15 protein-coding genes are annotated in these 16,771 nt (G+C 64.5%); 4 read left to right on the top strand and 11 right to left on the bottom strand.

Features of this window, described 5'->3' with window-relative positions; all coding sequences use genetic code 11:
- Nucleotides 1–77 precede the first annotated feature (77 nt).
- Nucleotides 78–2,531, bottom strand: coding sequence for a glycogen/starch/alpha-glucan phosphorylase (locus tag DSC91_RS03340; protein ID WP_115776819.1), 2,454 nt, complete (start codon nt 2,529–2,531; stop codon nt 78–80).
- Between the two features lie 726 nt (nt 2,532–3,257).
- On the opposite strand from DSC91_RS03340, the gene DSC91_RS03335 reads away from it, so the two are divergent.
- The gene (locus DSC91_RS03335; protein ID WP_175171882.1) at nt 3,258–4,625 is read left to right on the top strand and encodes an MFS transporter; all 1,368 of its coding nucleotides are present in this window, start codon (nt 3,258–3,260) and stop codon (nt 4,623–4,625) included.
- 47 nt (nt 4,626–4,672) lie between these two features.
- Here DSC91_RS03335 and ltaE read toward each other — a convergent pair whose 3' ends face one another.
- The 3 genes from ltaE to DSC91_RS03320 form a co-directional block, all read right to left on the bottom strand.
- Nucleotides 4,673–5,680: a low-specificity L-threonine aldolase gene (gene ltaE / locus DSC91_RS03330; protein WP_115776817.1), complete on the bottom strand. Its 1,008-nt coding sequence runs from the start codon at nt 5,678–5,680 to the stop codon at nt 4,673–4,675.
- A 285-nt stretch (nt 5,681–5,965) separates the two neighbouring features.
- A complete protein-coding gene (locus DSC91_RS03325) occupies nt 5,966–6,730 on the bottom strand; it encodes a peptidoglycan DD-metalloendopeptidase family protein (protein ID WP_115779667.1) in 765 nt (254 codons plus the stop codon).
- 158 nt (nt 6,731–6,888) lie between these two features.
- Nucleotides 6,889–7,233, bottom strand: coding sequence for a cupin (locus DSC91_RS03320; protein ID WP_115776816.1), 345 nt, complete (start codon nt 7,231–7,233; stop codon nt 6,889–6,891).
- Between the two features lie 248 nt (nt 7,234–7,481).
- Between DSC91_RS03320 and DSC91_RS03315 the strand changes: the two genes are divergently transcribed.
- Nucleotides 7,482–7,802: a hypothetical protein gene (locus DSC91_RS03315; RefSeq protein ID WP_054041885.1), complete on the top strand. Its 321-nt coding sequence runs from the start codon at nt 7,482–7,484 to the stop codon at nt 7,800–7,802.
- Between the two features lie 167 nt (nt 7,803–7,969).
- Complete coding sequence (locus DSC91_RS03310) at nt 7,970–8,731, top strand: DUF2968 domain-containing protein (protein ID WP_115776815.1); 762 nt, start codon at nt 7,970–7,972, stop codon at nt 8,729–8,731.
- 154 nt (nt 8,732–8,885) lie between these two features.
- Here the strand turns inward: DSC91_RS03310 and DSC91_RS03305 are convergent, their stop codons facing one another.
- The 6 genes from DSC91_RS03305 to DSC91_RS03275 form a co-directional block, all read right to left on the bottom strand.
- Nucleotides 8,886–9,203: a DUF4148 domain-containing protein gene (locus DSC91_RS03305; protein WP_115776814.1), complete on the bottom strand. Its 318-nt coding sequence runs from the start codon at nt 9,201–9,203 to the stop codon at nt 8,886–8,888.
- Between the two features lie 264 nt (nt 9,204–9,467).
- The gene (gndA, locus tag DSC91_RS03300) at nt 9,468–10,877 is read right to left on the bottom strand and encodes an NADP-dependent phosphogluconate dehydrogenase (RefSeq protein ID WP_115776813.1); all 1,410 of its coding nucleotides are present in this window, start codon (nt 10,875–10,877) and stop codon (nt 9,468–9,470) included.
- Nucleotides 10,878–11,173: 296 nt separating this feature from the next.
- Nucleotides 11,174–11,824 (bottom strand): DUF938 domain-containing protein, encoded by a 651-nt coding sequence (locus DSC91_RS03295; protein ID WP_115776812.1) that lies wholly within the window; start codon nt 11,822–11,824, stop codon nt 11,174–11,176.
- Nucleotides 11,825–12,022: 198 nt separating this feature from the next.
- Nucleotides 12,023–12,892: an NAD-dependent protein deacetylase gene (locus DSC91_RS03285; protein WP_115776811.1), complete on the bottom strand. Its 870-nt coding sequence runs from the start codon at nt 12,890–12,892 to the stop codon at nt 12,023–12,025.
- A 50-nt stretch (nt 12,893–12,942) separates the two neighbouring features.
- Nucleotides 12,943–13,200 (bottom strand): oxidoreductase-like domain-containing protein, encoded by a 258-nt coding sequence (locus DSC91_RS03280; RefSeq protein WP_115779666.1) that lies wholly within the window; start codon nt 13,198–13,200, stop codon nt 12,943–12,945.
- A 169-nt stretch (nt 13,201–13,369) separates the two neighbouring features.
- Complete coding sequence (locus DSC91_RS03275) at nt 13,370–14,134, bottom strand: SDR family oxidoreductase (RefSeq protein ID WP_115776810.1); 765 nt, start codon at nt 14,132–14,134, stop codon at nt 13,370–13,372.
- A gap of 236 nt (nt 14,135–14,370) precedes the next feature.
- Between DSC91_RS03275 and DSC91_RS03270 the strand changes: the two genes are divergently transcribed.
- Nucleotides 14,371–15,228 carry a polysaccharide deacetylase family protein gene (locus tag DSC91_RS03270; protein ID WP_115776809.1) on the top strand — a complete coding sequence of 286 codons (858 nt, stop codon included), beginning with the start codon at nt 14,371–14,373 and terminating at the stop codon, nt 15,226–15,228.
- A gap of 61 nt (nt 15,229–15,289) precedes the next feature.
- Here the strand turns inward: DSC91_RS03270 and DSC91_RS03265 are convergent, their stop codons facing one another.
- Nucleotides 15,290–16,702 carry a DUF2252 domain-containing protein gene (locus DSC91_RS03265; protein WP_115776808.1) on the bottom strand — a complete coding sequence of 471 codons (1,413 nt, stop codon included), beginning with the start codon at nt 16,700–16,702 and terminating at the stop codon, nt 15,290–15,292.
- Nucleotides 16,703–16,771: the final 69 nt, after the last annotated feature.

Raw genomic sequence — 16,771 nt, 5'->3', positions numbered from 1 at the left:
CGATAAAGAAAGGCCGTGCGAAAAATTTCGCACGGCCTTTTTCGTTTAAGCCGGCGTCACAAGCAAACGTACTCGCGTCACTCCATACTGAGCGGATTCACGTGCCAGATGTTGCGCGCATATTCGCCGATAGTGCGATCCGACGAAAACTGCCCCATCCCCGCGACGTTCTCGATCGCACTCTCCGCCCACGCGCGCTTGTCGACGAAGCGCGCATCCACCTCGTCCTGCGCTTTCGCAAACGCGGCGAAATCGGCGAGCACCATATAGTGATCGCCCCAATCCACCAGCGTGTGAAAAATGTCCGAGAAGCGCAACGGATCGTCCGGCGAGAAGTAACCCGTGCGAATCTGGTCGAGCGCCATGCGCAGCTCCGGATTCTCCTCGTACACTTGCCGCGGCCGGTAGCCGGTGGCGCGCAGGCTGTCCACTTCGTCAGCGGTATGGCCGAAGATGAAAATGTTCTCGCGCCCCACTGCGTCGCAGATTTCGATGTTGGCGCCGTCCATCGTGCCGATCGTCAACGCACCGTTCAGCGCGAGCTTCATATTGCCGGTGCCTGACGCTTCGGTGCCGGCCATTGAAATCTGCTCGGACAGGTCGGCCGCCGGAATGATCAACTCGGCCACGCTGACGCCGTAGTTCGGCACGAACACCACCTTGAGACGATCGCCGATCAACGGATCGTGGTTGACCTTCTCGCTGACGTCGCCGATCAGCTTGATGATCGTCTTCGCCATGCGATACGCGGACGCGGCCTTGCCGGCGAACATCACCACGCGCGGCACCCAATCGCGCTCCGGATTCGCGCGAATCTGGTTGTAGCGCACGATCACGTGCAGCACGTTCAGCAACTGGCGTTTGTATTCGTGAATGCGTTTGACCTGAAGGTCGAACAACGCATCGGGATCGAAGCGCAGTTTGGTGTGATGCGCGAGCCGTTGCACGAGCCGCAGTTTGTTCTGCCGCTTCGCTTCACGAAACGCGTCGATGAACGCGCTGTCGTTGCGCAGGCTGCGCAGTTGTTCCAGCTCGAACAGATTGCTGCGCCACTGCGTGCCGATCTGCTGATCGATCAGCGACGACAGCGACGGACTCGCCTGCGCCAGCCAGCGCCGCGGCGTGATGCCGTTGGTGACGTTGGTGAAACGGTCTGGGTAGATACGCGCGAAGTCGGCGAAAATATTACGCGTCATCAACTGCGAATGCAGCTTCGACACGCCATTCACCTTGTGACTCGCCACGATCGCCAGATACGCCATCCGCACGCGCCGCTGGCCATATTCGTCGACCAGCGAAATGCGGCGGATCATTTCGCCGTCATGCCCCGAATGCTCGCTGACATGCTTGAGAAAGCCCGCATTGATCTCGAAGATGATCTCCAGATGCCGCGGCAGAAGCCGCGCGAGCATCTCGACGTCCCACGTTTCGAGCGCTTCGGGCATCAAGGTGTGGTTCGTGTACGAGAAGATCTTCGTGACGTGCTGCCATGCCTTGTCCCACGGCTGATGATGAACGTCCACCAGCAAACGCATCAGTTCAGGAATCGCCAGCACCGGGTGCGTATCGTTCAGATGCACCGCGACCTTTTCGGAGAAGCGCCCGAACGTGCTGTGCGTGCGCTGATAGCGGCGAATCAGATCCTGCATCGTCGCTGAAACGAAGAAGTATTCCTGACGCAGCCTCAGCTCGCGGCCGGCCGGCGTCGAATCGTCCGGATACAGCAGCCGCGACACGTTCTCGGACATGTTCTTGGTGTCGACCGCGTTGCGATAATCGCCACGGTTGAATGCGCCGAGGTCGAGTTCTTCGGTCGCGCGCGCGGACCACAGGCGCAGCGTGTTCGTCGCACTGGTCGCATAACCAGGAATCACCGTGTCGTAAGCCGTGGCGTTGACATGTTCGGTATCGATCCACTCGACATGCTCGCCGCGCTGCACCGTGCGTCCGCCGAAGTGCACCATGTATTTGATCTCAGGCCGCGGAAACTCCCACGGATTGCCCGCGCGCAACCAGTAATCCGGCGCCTCGACCTGCTCGCCGTCGACGATCTCCTGGCGGAACATGCCGTACTCGTAACGGATGCCATAGCCGAAACCCGGAATGCCGAGCGTCGCCATCGAATCGAGAAAACAGGCCGCGAGCCGGCCGAGACCACCGTTGCCGAGGGCCGCGTCCGGCTCGATATTGACCAGCGTTTCCATGTCGACGCCGAGATCCGCGAGCGCCTCCTTCACCTGATCGTGGATGCCGAGCGCCAGCAACGCGTTCGTAAACGTGCGGCCGATCAGGAATTCCATCGACAGGTAGTAGACGCGTTTGACGTCCTGTTCGTACTGCAGACGCGTGGTCTTCATCCAGCGCGCGACCAGCCGGTCGCGCACGGCAAGCGCGGCCGCGTGCAGCCAGTCATGGGGATGGGCGGTGACGGCGTCCTTGCCGACGCCGTACATCATGCGATTGGAAATTGAGCGCCGTAGCGCGTCGACGGTACTGTTGAGCTGGTCGAATTCCAGATCGACGGCTGTCATCGAAGCCTCCGGGAAAAAACGACGCGACATACGCGAACCGCATAGGTGACGGACGGGAGGCGCGTGCCGGTCAGGCGGGTTAACAAACAGAGTACGACATTTTACGGCGCGCGCACACCGGGGAGCGCGAGCGGGTGCTCACGCACATGCCATGCCCGCCGACACGCGCCGTATCGCGGGTCTTGCGCACGTGCGCGGTGCAGGCGCGGCCCGTACGCGGCACCGCACGCGTGCATCGGCCCGCAAAACAGGCACGCCGTGGCAGACCGTGAAAGCCGACTGAATGGGAAAGGCAACACGATTATCTTTTTCGACCTGTGACGTGCCGATGAATGCGTTGACCGGTTTGACGCGTGATCAAATCGCCGCGCGCCGTCTGCTGAACTGTTATGTGGAAACGATATGCGACATGGCACCGCCGCGCCGATTTGAAGATGCTGTGCGGACTTGACCGTTAGTTGCATCATGGACCTCCAACCCGCGGCCCCGCCTTGCCGGCCTCCCAGCACGATTTCCACGTCTCTGTAACAATCGCTTCATTCGCCGCGCATGCAACCTTGGCCGCCCGACTCAGGCCCCGCGCGCTTCGCCACCCAACCCTGCCGCTACCCAGCCGCGCTGTCCCGCCAGCGCGCCCGGCGCTGCGGCATGCGTAACCCGACGAGCCACGCCTTGTCCGACAAACCCAGCGCCACGACCGCCCAGCCCTTTCCCGCGGACGGCCCGATGACCGCCGCCAACCGCCGCGCGATGGCCGCGATCATGCTCGCGGTCGCACTCGCCACGCTCGATACCGCAATCGCCAACACCGCCCTGCCCGCGATCGCCGCGGATCTGCACGCCGCGCCGGCGGCGTCGGTATGGATCATCAACGCCTACCAGCTGGCGATGGTCGCGACCCTGCTGCCGCTCGCCGCGCTCGGCGACATCGTCGGGCATCGCCGGATTTATATCGGCGGCATTGCGCTGTTCACGCTGGCGTCGCTGGCGTGCTCGCTCGCGTCGACGCTGCCGATGCTGGCCGCCGCGCGCGTACTGCAAGGTCTCGGCGCGAGCGCGATCATGAGCGTCAACACGGCGCTGATCCGCTATCTGTACCCGCCGCATCGGCTCGGACGCGGCCTCGGCACTAACGCGTTGATCGTCGGCGTGTCGTTCGCGGTCGGGCCGACGGTGGCCTCGCTGATTCTGTCCGTTGCCGCATGGCCGTGGCTGTTCGCGGTCAACGTGCCGCTCGGTCTGCTGGCGCTGACCTTCGCGTGGCCCGCGCTGCCGCACACCGGACGCGGCAGGCACAACTTCGACCCGATCGCCGCACTCCTCAACGTGATCACCTTTGCCGCGCTGATCTTCGCACTCGGCGAAGCGGCCCAGCGCGCCTCGACGCAATGGGTGCTGAGCGCGGCGGCGATCGCCGTGCTGTTCGGCGTGTTGCTGATTCGCCGTGAAGCCGGTCACCCCGCGCCGATGCTGCCGGTCGATCTGTTCAGGCGGCCTGTTTTTGCATTGTCGGCGGTGACCGCGGTGTGCTCGTTCGCCGCGCAAGGGCTGGCGTTCGTGTCGCTGCCTTTCTACTTCGAGGATGTGCTGCATCGCAGCCAGGTCGAAACCGGCTTTCTGATGACACCGTGGCCCGTGGTGGTCGCGCTGGCCGCGCCGCTGGCGGGCAGCCTGTCCGACCGCTATCCGCCGGGGCTGCTCGGCGCGGTCGGCCTTGCGGTGATGTCGGCGGGGATGGCGTCGCTGGCGTTGTTGCCGGTGCATCCGCATGTGCTCGACATCGGCATCCGGATGGCGATTTGCGGCGCGGGCTTCGGCTTCTTCCAGTCGCCCAACCTGAAAGCCTTGATGGCGAGCGCGCCGCCGGAGCGCAGCGGCGGCGCCAGCGGCATCGTCGCGACGGCCCGGCTGCTCGGGCAGACCACCGGCGCTGCACTGGTCGCGCTGAGCTTCGGCATTGCCGGCCGGCACGGGCCCACACTCGCGCTCAGCGCCGGCGCCTTCTTTGCCGGCGCGGCGAGCCTTGCGAGCGGACTGCGGCTGTTCGCCCCTTCGCATCGCGCGGGCGTGCACGCGAAAGCGTCGGCGGAATAAACAAAACGGGCGCACTGCTGTGGCAGTGCGCCCGCTATCCCGATCGATCAATGCGCGGCGAAATACCCCTTCACCGCAGCGATAAACGTATCGATATCCGCACGCGACACATCCTTGTGCGTGACGAATCGCGACGCATACAGCATCTGCGTGAGGATGCCGCGCTCCTTGAGCCACGCTTCGAGCGGCGCGCAATGCTGCTGCGGAAAGTGCGCGAACACCATGTTGGTCGCGATCGACTGCACCTTGACCTGGTCGATCGCCTCCAGACCGGCCGCCAGATGCGCGGCGTTCGCGTGATCGTCGGCGAGACGTTCGACGTTGTGATCCAGCGCGTACAGGCATGCCGCCGCCAGCACGCCGGCCTGGCGCATCCCGCCGCCCAGCACCTTGCGCCAGCGATGCGCCACGTCGATCAGCGCCTGGCTGCCGACCAACACCGAGCCGACCGGCGCACCCAGGCCCTTCGAAAAACAGATCGAGATCGAATCGAACGGCTCGCACAGCGCCGCGACCGGCTTGCCCGATGCGACCGCCGCGTTGTAGACCCGCGCGCCGTCGAGGTGAGCCGACAAGCCATGCCGGCGCGCCAACTGCACCGCCTCGTCGACGTAACCCGCCGGCAGCACCTTGCCGCCGATGGTGTTTTCCAGCGCCAGCAGCCGCGTGCGCGCGAAGTGGTTGTCGATCGGCTTGATCGCGGCGGCGATCTTCTCGAGCGGGATCGAACCGTCGGCGGCATTTTCGAGCGGCTGCGGCTGAATGCTGCCGAGCACCGCCGCGCCGCCGCCTTCGTACTTATAGGTATGCGCCAACTGGCCGACGATGTATTCGTCGCCGCGCGCGCAATGCGCCATCAATGCCGCCAGATTGCTTTGCGTGCCGCTCGGGAAGAACAGGCCGGCCTCCTTGCCGGCACGCTCCGCGACCGTTGCCTGCAGACGCAGCACGGTGGGGTCGTCGCCCCAGACGTCGTCGCCCACTTCGGCGGCCGACATCGCCGCGAGCATGGCCGCGGTCGGACGGGTTACGGTATCGCTGCGCAAATCGATCATGGTGAGAGCCTTGTGTGTCCCTGTTAGTGTCAATGCATGACAGCCTGCGATGGGCGGCCCGCGCACTGCGTCATCGGCTTCGATGGACGGTCGCGGCGCCAACTGCCGAGCCACACAGTGTATTCAATTAGTCAACGCTGCGCTGGGAATCGGGCTAACAGGCGACGCGCGGTGTTTGCGCCCGTCCCCGGCTCATGCCGCCCGACTCATCAGCCCGACTCATCAGCCCGACTCATCAGCCCGGCTTATCCACCTGGCTTATCCACCCGGCTCATGCCGCCTGACTCATCCACCTGACTTCGGCAGCCACGCAAGCGGGTCGACCGGCTGGCCGTTCTGGCGGACCTCGAACTGGATCGACGCCACGCCCCGGCTATCCACGCCGACTTCGCCGATGGTCTGCCCTTGCGCGACAGCGTCGCCTTCCTTGACCAGCAGCGTGCTGTTCTGCCCATAGGCAGTAATCAGCGAGTCGTCGTGCTTGATGATGATGAGCGGACCGTATGCCTCGATACCCGTGCCCGCGTAGACAACCCGGCCGGTCGCGGCCGCCTTGACCGGGTCGCCCGCGTGGCCGCCAATCACGATGCCGTTCGATTTGCCCGGCGCAAACGCCCTCAGCACAGGACCCCGCAACGGCCACAGCAGCACGCCTTGCTGCGCAACGCCCGGCACGCCAGGTGTCGTGGCCAGGCCATTCGGGCCGGCCACATTGGCCGGCGGCGTGACCACACTACCCGACGCCATCGGCGGCGCCACCCGCAGCACCTGCCCCGGGCTGACCGCCGCATTCGCTGCGAGGCCGTTCCATGCCGCAATCTCCTGCGGCCTGCGGCCGTACGCCGACGCGATGCCCGCCAGCGTGTCGCCCGGATTGGCGCGGTAGTAACCGGCCGGCACAGGGACCGTGGCAAGGGTAGTCGGGCGAGACGGCGCGCTGCTGTAGAACGGCGTGCTTTCCCATGGCATCGACGTACAACCGCTGAACATCACGCCGAGCGTCGCCGAGATCAGCAACCGGGTCGCCGTGAATTGCCATTGTCTGGTCATGTGATTTTCCTCGACACGTTGATTCAATCGGATTCAATCAGCCCCAAGCATTCGTCATGCCGCCGGTACGGGCGCCACGGCGCGTACACGTATCCATTATGACGCCGTGCGCGTCGGCAAAATCCTCAGCGCGGGCACAGGCCAAGGCCTGCGAACCGTCAGACACTGCCGTCGGCCTCGACCACCAGAATGCGCGCCACACCGATCGGATGCGCCACATGTATGCGCGCCACACCGATCGGATGCGCCACATGTTCGGTGCCCACCGACGCGTAGAACACGTCGCCCGTTTCCAGAATCGCCGACTGTTCGACGCCGCCCTCGCGATAGCGCATCTCCACGCGGCCATCCAGCACGGCAAACACTTCCTCGCCGTCGTTGACGTGCCACTTGTACGGCTGATCGGTCCAATGCAGGCGCGTCGTGATGCCGCCCATGTTGGCGATATCGAGCGCGCCCCACGGACGCGTCGCGGTGAAGCTCCTGCTGCGGATGATCTTCATGGTGAATAGTGGGTTGAGAAGCCGTCGCTGCCGGCGCGTTATCCGTGCCGCATACCGAACCGCCCGGCCCGGCGGAGTCACACGTTTCGACCGACCCCATTATAGGTGTTGCGACAGGCACGACCGCCGCCGCCCGGCCATGCGAGCGCATTCGTGTGATTATTGAATCGTTTCAACCCTCGCCTATACTCAGTCATGCTGCCGCAACGCACCGTACGCAAACGCCTGGATCCCGCGAGGAGTTGAGGATGAACAAAGCCACGTTTCTGGCCGTGCAACTCAACGTCGACGATGTTGCGGCGTCGCCCGGTCTGGTCGAGTTGCTGAACACGCATCTGGTTTTCGCGGCGGACGTGGCCGAAGCCGCCGACGCGCTGGTCCAGCTGGCCAGCATCGCGGGATTGTCGAGCGGCGTCGAAGCCAGCGTCGAGATTCCGGCGCTGGCGATCGAACGGCTGCGCGAGGCGCTCGACAATCTCAGCGGTTACGACGAATCCTGGTTGCTTGCCCTCGAACCCAGCCGTGCACTATTCGATGAAATAGGCCGCCGGCATCGCACCTTGCACTAAAGCCGCGCTCGCGCAAACGCATCCGCACTGCCGCGCACCCCGGTGCTCAGACGCTAGCGCCGCCGGTCCGCCACTTTTCGCTCACCGCCCGAACCGCCAGATTGTCCGGCATGCCTGATTGTCGGCGCTGTCCGAAGGTTTCGGGTGAGTCCACCGGAGGAACCGCCGTGAAAAGTCTCCTGAACCGCCGCAGCGTGCTGGCAGGCCCATCGCATCTCGTGCAGATCGCGCGAGAGAACGCCGCCGATCCCATAGCGCCCGACGACGGCGAGGAAGCAGCGCTGAGCGCGGCGGCCGGCGTCACGCCCGTTGCCGCCGGTGCATCGACCGCGCCAGCCGCTGAGCCGGCGCGGCCGGTGACGACCTTACGGCCGGTGCCGGTGGTGCCCTCGCAGGTTAGCGCGCGCGGCGTGCAGATGGCCGACACCGCCGAAATCGAATGGCTGGCCGGAGAAGAAGCGCTGACGCCGTTCCGCGTGTTCCGCAGCTTCGCCTATTCGGTCAGCCTGCTGTTCCACGCGAAGGACCTGGCGTACTACGTCGCGCTGTATCAGGACGGCTCGCTGTGGCGCGCGCTCAAGGCCGCCGACCTGGAAGCCGCGGAAGCGGCCTTCCATCACTTCGAGGAACAGGCGACCCGGCTCTCGGAAGGCGAAACGCGCCGCGCGCAACTCGAGGCGCAAAACGAACAGCTTGCGCGCCTGATCGCGCGCTCCGAGGCGCAGGCCGAACGGCTGCGCACGGACCTGCAGCGGCGCGGCGCGCAGGAACAAACGGTATCGAACCGGCAGCATCAGGTGCGCAAGGAGGTCTCGCAACTGGAAGCGCAACGCGTGGCCGCGCAGGCGCATCTGAACAAGGCGCATCGGCAGATTCATCAGCTCAACCTGACCAGCAACGAAGGGATTCCGCATTTGCCGAACCGTTGATTTTCGTCCGGAAGCGCCTTGAACGCACCTTGAGATCGATCTGACGGCTAAGCAGCGCCGTAAACGACGAAACGCCGCCCGGCAATCCGGGCGGCGTTTTTTTGTTACCCGCCGCCAGTCAGCGAGGCGGCATTTCCATCAGTTTCGGCGCGAATCAGTTGCCGAAGTAGACCGAGTTGCGGTCATTGCCGATCACCGGACGGCCAGACTGCGAGGTGCCGGCGATCGGTGCGCCATAGCCGCTGTTCACAGCTTGAGCGGTGCCGTTCTGTGCATCGACGCGTGCTTGCGCGGCCTGCAGGTTAGCCGGGTAGTCGACATGATCGCCGATCGGGTTGTAACCCGCCTTTTCGAGCTGCACCAGTTGAGCGCGCACTTCAGCGCGGGTAAGCGGCTGGTTCGATTGAGCAAACGAGGCGACGGGAGCGACCAGAGCGGCGGCGACGACAACTGCAGAGATAAGAGTCTTCATGATGTAAACCTCCAGAACTTGTATTAGTGCGCTTTGGGCTCGTTGTCCCGTAGCGCTTAAGTAGAAGTTTAGGAGCGTCGACATCTAGGGGAAACCCCTAAAACGACGAAACTCTATTCCGAATTTCGCAATAGTAGGCGGCACGGTGTGCCGCGCCGCTATCTGTCCGATAGCTATAGGCAATAATGGTCCATCTCGATTTCGATCGCTCGCGCAACCCGGCGCGCCTTACGGCATACGCGCGCCGGGCCACGATTCAAACGCTCAGCTCCAGTTCGCGTGGAAGCTGCCCGGCTTGTCGATGCGCTCGAACGTATGCGCGCCGAAGAAATCGCGCTGAGCCTGCACCAGGTTCGCCGGCAGGCGTTCCGACCGATACGCGTCGAAATACGCCACTGCCGACGCGAATGCCGGCACCGGCACGCCCGCATTGATGGCGGCGATCACCACCTCGCGCAACGCGGACTGATAGTTCTTCGCGATGTCGCGGAAGTACGGATCGAGCAGCAGATTGGCGATTGCCTTGTCTTTCGTATAGGCGTCGGTGATCTTCTGCAGGAAGCGGGCGCGGATGATACAGCCGGCGCGGAAAATCTTCGCGATCGTACCGTAGTCCAGATCCCACTTGTACTCTTCCGAGGCCGCGCGCAATTGCGCGAAACCTTGTGCGTACGAAATCACCTTGCTGAAGTACAGCGCACGGCGCACCGATTCGATGAACGCATCACGCTCGGCGCCGAGCGGCCTCGCGGCCGGCCCTTCCAGCACCTTGCTCGCGGCTACGCGTTGCGTCTTCAACGACGACAACACACGCGCGAACACGGCTTCCGTAATCAGCGGCAGCGGCGCGCCGAGGTCGAGTGCGTTCTGGCTGGTCCACTTGCCCGTGCCCTTCTGCGCCGCGCGGTCGAGGATCACGTCGACCAGATCCTTGCCGGTTTCCTCGTCTTTCTTGCCGAAAATCTTCGAGGTGATTTCGATCAGGTAGCTGTCGAGCTCGCCCTCGTTCCATTCGGTGTAGACCTTGGCCAGCTCATCGTTCGACAGACCGACGACCTGCTTGAGCACCGCGTAGCTCTCGGCGATCAGCTGCATGTCGCCGTATTCGATGCCGTTGTGCACCATTTTCACGAAGTGACCCGCGCCGTCCGGTCCCATGTAGGCGACGCACGGCTCGCCGTCCGGCGCCTTGGCGGCGATTTCGGTGAGGATCGGCGCGACCAGGTCATAGGCGTCGCGCTGGCCGCCCGGCATGATCGAGGGGCCCTTCAATGCGCCCTCTTCGCCGCCCGACACGCCCGTGCCGATGAAATGCAGGCCGGACTTCGCGAGATCCTGATTGCGGCGGATGGTGTCGGTGAAATGCGTGTTGCCGCCGTCGATCAGGATGTCGCCTTTTTCCAGCAGCGGTTTGAGCTGATTGATCGTGGCGTCGGTGCCCTCGCCTGCCTTGACCATCAGCAGAATGCGGCGCGGTTTTTCCAGCGACTCCACGAACTCTTCCAGCGTGAAGGCCGGCACCAGCTTCTTGTCCGGATATTCGGCGATGAGTTCGTCGGTTTTCTCGCGGCTGCGGTTGTACACCGACACCGCGTGGCCGCGGCTTTCGATGTTGAGCGCCAGATTGCGGCCCATGACCGCCAGCCCCACCACGCCGATTGCCTGTTTGCCCATGTGAATTCTCCAGAGTCCAAAAAATGTCGAGGCGCCGCGCCGGAAAGAACGTCGGCGGGACGTCGAGGGTGAAAGGATAAAAGAAATGCCGGCTTGCCGCTCGTTGGCGCGCATTGACGCTCGGCGAGCGGGCTTGCCACTGCGTGCGGACCTCACGAAACTTCGTGCGGCGCCTGGCGATGCGTGTCATGACGCATCGCGTCTCACCACATTGCGCATTACATTGCGCACTGCGTCATGCACCGCATCACGCACCGCGCGGTGCCACGCCGGCACCGCGCGTAACCGAACGTCTGTCAGACCTTCGCCGCGCCCAGGCGTTTCCTGAAAACCAGACTGAAATTGTTGGCCGGCATCGCGATCGGCTCCTCGCACGCGAGTCCAACCGATGCGCCCAACGCCACCACGGCCTCCATATCGCGCACGCCCCACGCGGGGTCGCGGCTGCGCAATTGCTGATCGAACGCATCGTTGCTCGGCGAGGTATGCGCGCCGCCACGCTTGTAAGGGCCGTACAGATACAGTACACCGCCCTCGGCCAGCCGGCGGCTCGCTCCGGCGAACAGCGCTTGCGCCGCGCTCCACGGCGAGATGTGAATCATGTTGATACAAACCACGGCGTCGAGCTGAGCCAGCGTATCCAGCGTTTGTACGCCCCAATCCGGCTGATGCACATCGAGCGCGAGCGGCGCGTGCACGTTCGCCAACCCTTCGTGCGCGATCCACGCAGCAATCGACGCACGCGCATCCGCATCGGGATCGCTCGGTTGCCAGTCGAGCCCGGGCAACGCGCGGGCAAAGCAGACAGCGTGCTGGCCCGTGCCGCTCGCGATCTCCAGCACGCGGCCAGTGGCCGGCAACACCTCGCGCAACACAGCAAGGATCGGTTCGCGATTGCGTTCGGCGGATGGCGAGTGTTGCCGCAGCGCCGGATGGAAATCAGTCATGTTCACTTAGTTTAAGTACAGGGCGGTGCGCACGCGTACGGCGCGTCCGTGGGGCTGACCGTAGATTGCTTCGAGCTGTTCGATCGTCGTCAACATCGGCGTTCCTTTTGCGTGGCGGTTGCTCTTCGTGAGAGCGGCGCCGGGTGGGAATGCGATTATCGGCGATTTACGCGGGCCGCGCCTGACTCGGTCGTCCGCTCAGTCCAGTGCGAGACGGCTCGCCAGCGCGGTCAGCGTGTCGGCGCAGGACGCGGCGATTTTCAGCGACAGCAGCGGATCGGCGCGCGTGCGCCCCAGATTGATCGCGACGATCGGCTTGTTCTGCTTCTGCGCCCACACGCAGAAGCGGTAGCCCGAATAGACCATCAGCGACGAGCCGACCACCAGCACCGCGTCCGCTGCGTCGAGCGCGTGCGAAGCCGCTTCGACACGCTCGCGCGGCACGCTTTCGCCGAAGAACACCACCGCGGGCTTCAGCAAACCGCCGCAGTTCGTGCACGACGGGATGCGGAAAGCGTCGAGATCGTGCCATTCCAGATGTGCGTCGCCGTCGGCGGCGGTTTCGGCGGTGACGTTCAGCAACGCGGGGTTGTCGGCCTCGAGCGTCTGCTGGATCGACGCGCGCGAATGCTGCATCCCGCAATCCAGACACGTCACGCCGTCGATGCCGCCATGCAGTTCGATCACTTCGCGGCTGCCCGCCCGCTGATGCAAACCGTCGACATTCTGCGTGACGAGCGTGGGCACGTGGCCCGCCGTCTCCAGCCGGGCCAATGCGGTATGCGCGGCATTCGGCTGCGCGTCGGCCACCACCGGCCAGCCGACCATGCTGCGTGCCCAATAGCGCCGGCGCATCGCGGCCGTGCCGAGAAATTCCTGCAGCGTGATCGGCGGCGAACGTTTCCATTCGCCGTTGTCGTCGCGGTAGCCCGGAATGCCGGAGTCGGTGCTGATGCCCGCGCCGGTCAGCACGAACAGACGCGGAAAGCGCTGCACGAAGGCATGCAGGTCGTCCAGCGTGTGCGCTTCGTTGAAGGGTTCGATGGGTGCGGACTGAAGGTCGGTCATGACGGGAACAGGGTATGGCTGCGGCCTTGGCGTCAAACCTGAAACGCCGTTTAGCGGCGCCTGCGCGGTTTGCTCTGCCGTGCGTGCGCCTTTTGCGCAGTTCGTGCCTCTTGCGCCTCTTGCGCCTCTTGCGCCTTCAGCGCAGCTTGCCGCGCTTGCCATTCGGCGAGCGCTGACTGATAGCGCTCGAGCGCTTCATCGTAGAGATCGAAGACACACGGATTGCAGCCGCTATGACAACAATCGTCGAGGTCGGGCTGCACGGGCGGCACTGGCTGCGGGTCGTCGCTCGGTATGGCGCGGGGCACGGCGAATCGCTTTTTCCAATGGGCGGGAAGCGTCCAGTATAAGTTGATCTTCCGCGATGCGCGCGGCGGCGGTTCGACATCGACTCGCGAGATGAACCGTGCCTTCGATTCACATTCTGCGCGCCCCCTTCTTTCCACCCGCTCACGCCATTGGCGCCTGGCGCGGCCCTCAACCCCTGCCGACGAACGGCATCTTGCTCGCCATGATGGTCATGAACTGCACGTTCGCCGACAGCGGCAATTCGGCCATATGCAGCACCGCGTCGGCGACGTGCTGCACGTCCATCAACGGCTCGACCGCGATTTCGCCGTTCGCCTGCGGCACGCCGCGCGCCATCCGCTCGGCCATCTCAGTCGCGGCATTGCCGATGTCGATCTGCCCGCACACGATGTCGTATTTGCGGCCGTCGAGCGAAACCGCTTTCGTGATGCCGGTAATCGCGTGCTTGGTCGCCGTGTAAGCGATGCTGTTCGGCCGCGGCGCATGCGCGGAAATCGAGCCATTGTTGATGATGCGGCCGCCCCGCGGCGTCTGCGTTTTCATCAGACCGAAGGCGGCACGCGTGCAAAGAAACACGCCGGTGAGATTGGTGTCGACCACCGAGCGCCATTCATCGATATCGAGTTCGTCGATATCCACCGGCGAGCCGTTGCGGCCCGCGTTATTGAACAGCACGTCGAGGCGGCCGCGCCGCGCGCGAATCGTGTCGAACAACGCGGCGACGCTGCCGGCGTCCGTCACGTCGCAGGCCACGGCAAGCGCGTCGCCACGCAGTTGCCGCGCTTCGTCGACCACGGCGTCGAGCGGCGCCTGGCGACGGCCGGCGAGCACGACGCTATAGCCGTGTTCCAGCATCTTGAGCGCGCAGGCCCGGCCGATGCCGCTGCCCGCGCCCGTCACCAGCGCGACCTTCCTGATTCCCGCTTCTGTCACAACGCCCCTCCCGCTCCGTTTTTGGCCCTAGCACCATACAACAGCGGATCGCCCATCACAAATGAACGGCGCGGCCGTCGCGAGGGCATCGTGCCTTTCAACGTGCTTTCAATATTTGCCGTTCCTGTCCGCGTCCGCGCCGAACCGCGCATCAATGGTATCGTTTGCCGTTGCGCGTCACGCGCGCGATTCAGGTCCTTCCCGGGACGGAGGAAGGAAGACAGGAAGCACGCTTTATGAACGAACTCTTCACGCCGCCGCAAGGCGATGAGGCCACACCCCGGCGCCGCTGGCCACGCACCGGCTATCCCGCGATGCTCACCGCCACCGCCGCATGGCACGTATTCGTGGTGGTCGGATGGCTGCTGGCGCCCGCCGCGTGGCCGTGGTGGCTCGCCGCGATCTTTGCGAATCACGCTATTTTCACGGTGGCCGGGCTGTTGCCGCGCACCTCGCTGCTGGGCCCGAACTGGACGCGCCTGCCCGTTGACGCGCGCAACGCAGACGCGATCGCCCTGACCATCGACGACGGTCCCGATCCCGTCGTCACGCCGCAGGTGCTGGACCTGCTCGACGCCTTCAACGTGCGCGCCACCTTCTTCTGCATCGGCGCGAAGGCGCAGCGCTATCCGGAGCTCGCACGCGACATCGTCGCACGCGGGCATGCGCTGGAAAATCATTCGCAGGTTCACGTGCACACGTTTTCGATCACGTTTCCGGGCGCGCTCACACGCGAGATCGACACAGCACAGCGCACGCTCGAAGCATTGAGCGGCGAGCGGCCGATGTTCTTCCGCGCCCCGGCGGGATTGCGCAACATCTTTCTCGAACCGGTGCTGGGCAAACTCGATTTGCGGCTCGCGGCATGGACGCGGCGCGGCTATGACACGCGCGAGCGCGATCCGCAAGTGGTCGCGCATCGGCTGCTCACCGGCCTTGCCCCGCGCGACATCCTGCTGCTGCACGACGGCAATGCCGCGCTCACCATCGAGGGCAAACCGCTGATACTCGCCGTCCTGCCGCGCGTGATCGACGCGGCGCGCCGCCAGCGCCTGCGCTTCGTGACGCTGCGTGAAGCGCGGGTCGACGGCTGAACTGAGCACCCTTCACGCGCGGCACACCCGCGGACACGCAGCCCGCACGTCGACCTCACTGTTACACGCGGAAGTCCGCCGCCATGTCTTCGTCCGTGCGCGCCTCCAGCTCGCCGCTGCGGCAAGCCTTCAAGAAAGCGTCATAATCACGCTCCACCTGATCCGCGTAGCTGGCGGCATAGGCGGCGAGCGATTCCGCGAACTGATCGCCACGGCCGATATAGGCGCTGACTTCGATCGCCTGGCCGCTCGCCTTGGCATGCGCGCGCGCCATGATCCAGCCGCAGAGTTTCGCGTAACCTTCCAGCAGGTCGGTGTCGAACAGTTCGATGTTCGCCGACAGTTTCATATCGCGCAGTTGCCGGAAGTAAAAATGGCGCCCTAACGGCCCCGTCGCCCATCCGAGAAAGATATCGCTCGCGGCTTGCAGCATGCGCTGCCCTTGCACGACGCGTTCACCCTCGTGCTTGATGGCCGGCGACTTGTAGTACTGAGAGATCACCGAGGGCCGCGCCTCCTTGAGTTGCAGGAACAATGGCTTGCCCATGTGATCCACGTTGAGCACGACCATGCAGCGCGTGCCGACGCTGCCAACGCCCACCACTTTGAAAACGATGTCATGCACGGTGAAATGCCCCAGCAACTCCCGCCGGTCGTGCGACATCGTCTTCAGGTAATCGCCCCACATGCGTTCGAGCATCTTGCGCCAATTGGCGCCCTTGTACGCTTCGGTTTCTTCCTCCGTGAACAGCGTGTTCGCGCCGAGCACGTGGAACAGCGCCGGCGGCGCATCGCGGATCGTCCAGTGGGCGCCGTCGTAATCGGCCATTTTCTCCAACAGGCTTTCGTGGGTACGGTTCGCCGCCTTCTCCATGCCGCGGCGCACTGCGCGCCGGCGCTCCGGTGTCAACGCCGTTTCGGCCATCAGCTCGAAGGTGATCCGGTCGTACCAAAGTTCGAGCGCACCGCACTGCGCGTATTGCGCCATGCGGTCGCGGTATTCGGTGACGGCGGTCATCACCAGGTTCTCGGCCGCGCCACGGCTCAAACGCATATGACGCGCGGCGACCACGAGGCTTGCAGTCAGGCGCTTCAGGTCCCATTCGAAGGGGCCCGTCGCGACTTCGTCGAAGTCGTTCAGATCGAACACGAGCTGACGCTCCGGTGTCGCGAACCCGCCGAAATTCATCAGATGGCCGTCGCCGCAAATCGGCATGGTGAGGCCGGTATCGGGAATCCGGCTCAGGTCGTGCGCCTGAATGATCGCCGTGCCGCGGAAGAAGGTGAACGGCGACGCCGACATGCGCCCGTAGCGTAGCGGCACGAGCCTTTCGACTCGCCCCTCGCTGCTTTGCTTGAGCAATTCGATCGGGTTGCGATGCAATTCGCCTACCGTACGATGGCTCGAACGCTTCGAGTGCTCACGGGCGGCACGGCCACGAGCCTCCCGATCGGCGATGGTGCTGGCTTTCATGCTCTTCTCCGGTTTTTTTGTGCGAGTCTTTACTATCGGTTCTGGAAGACTGCTTCTGCCGGCATGGTG

This window comes from Paraburkholderia caffeinilytica (assembly GCF_003368325.1).
GTDB classification, from domain to species: Bacteria; Pseudomonadota; Gammaproteobacteria; order Burkholderiales; family Burkholderiaceae; genus Paraburkholderia; species Paraburkholderia caffeinilytica.
The sequence above is the reverse complement of the archived record's forward strand: the minus strand, read 5'-3'. Positions and strand labels throughout refer to the sequence as shown.

Coding starts and splice junctions, on each gene's coding strand:
- DSC91_RS03340 (WP_115776819.1), bottom strand. CDS start 2,531: ATGACAGCCGTCGATCTGGAATTCGACCAGCTCAACAGTACCGTCGAC.
- DSC91_RS03335 (WP_175171882.1), top strand. CDS start 3,258: ATGACCGCCGCCAACCGCCGCGCGATGGCCGCGATCATGCTCGCGGTC.
- ltaE (WP_115776817.1), bottom strand. CDS start 5,680: ATGATCGATTTGCGCAGCGATACCGTAACCCGTCCGACCGCGGCCATG.
- DSC91_RS03325 (WP_115779667.1), bottom strand. CDS start 6,730: ATGACCAGACAATGGCAATTCACGGCGACCCGGTTGCTGATCTCGGCG.
- DSC91_RS03320 (WP_115776816.1), bottom strand. CDS start 7,233: ATGAAGATCATCCGCAGCAGGAGCTTCACCGCGACGCGTCCGTGGGGC.
- DSC91_RS03315 (WP_054041885.1), top strand. CDS start 7,482: ATGAACAAAGCCACGTTTCTGGCCGTGCAACTCAACGTCGACGATGTT.
- DSC91_RS03305 (WP_115776814.1), bottom strand. CDS start 9,203: ATGAAGACTCTTATCTCTGCAGTTGTCGTCGCCGCCGCTCTGGTCGCT.
- gndA (WP_115776813.1), bottom strand. CDS start 10,877: ATGGGCAAACAGGCAATCGGCGTGGTGGGGCTGGCGGTCATGGGCCGC.
- DSC91_RS03295 (WP_115776812.1), bottom strand. CDS start 11,824: ATGACTGATTTCCATCCGGCGCTGCGGCAACACTCGCCATCCGCCGAA.
- DSC91_RS03285 (WP_115776811.1), bottom strand. CDS start 12,892: ATGACCGACCTTCAGTCCGCACCCATCGAACCCTTCAACGAAGCGCAC.
- DSC91_RS03270 (WP_115776809.1), top strand. CDS start 14,371: ATGAACGAACTCTTCACGCCGCCGCAAGGCGATGAGGCCACACCCCGG.
- DSC91_RS03265 (WP_115776808.1), bottom strand. CDS start 16,702: ATGAAAGCCAGCACCATCGCCGATCGGGAGGCTCGTGGCCGTGCCGCC.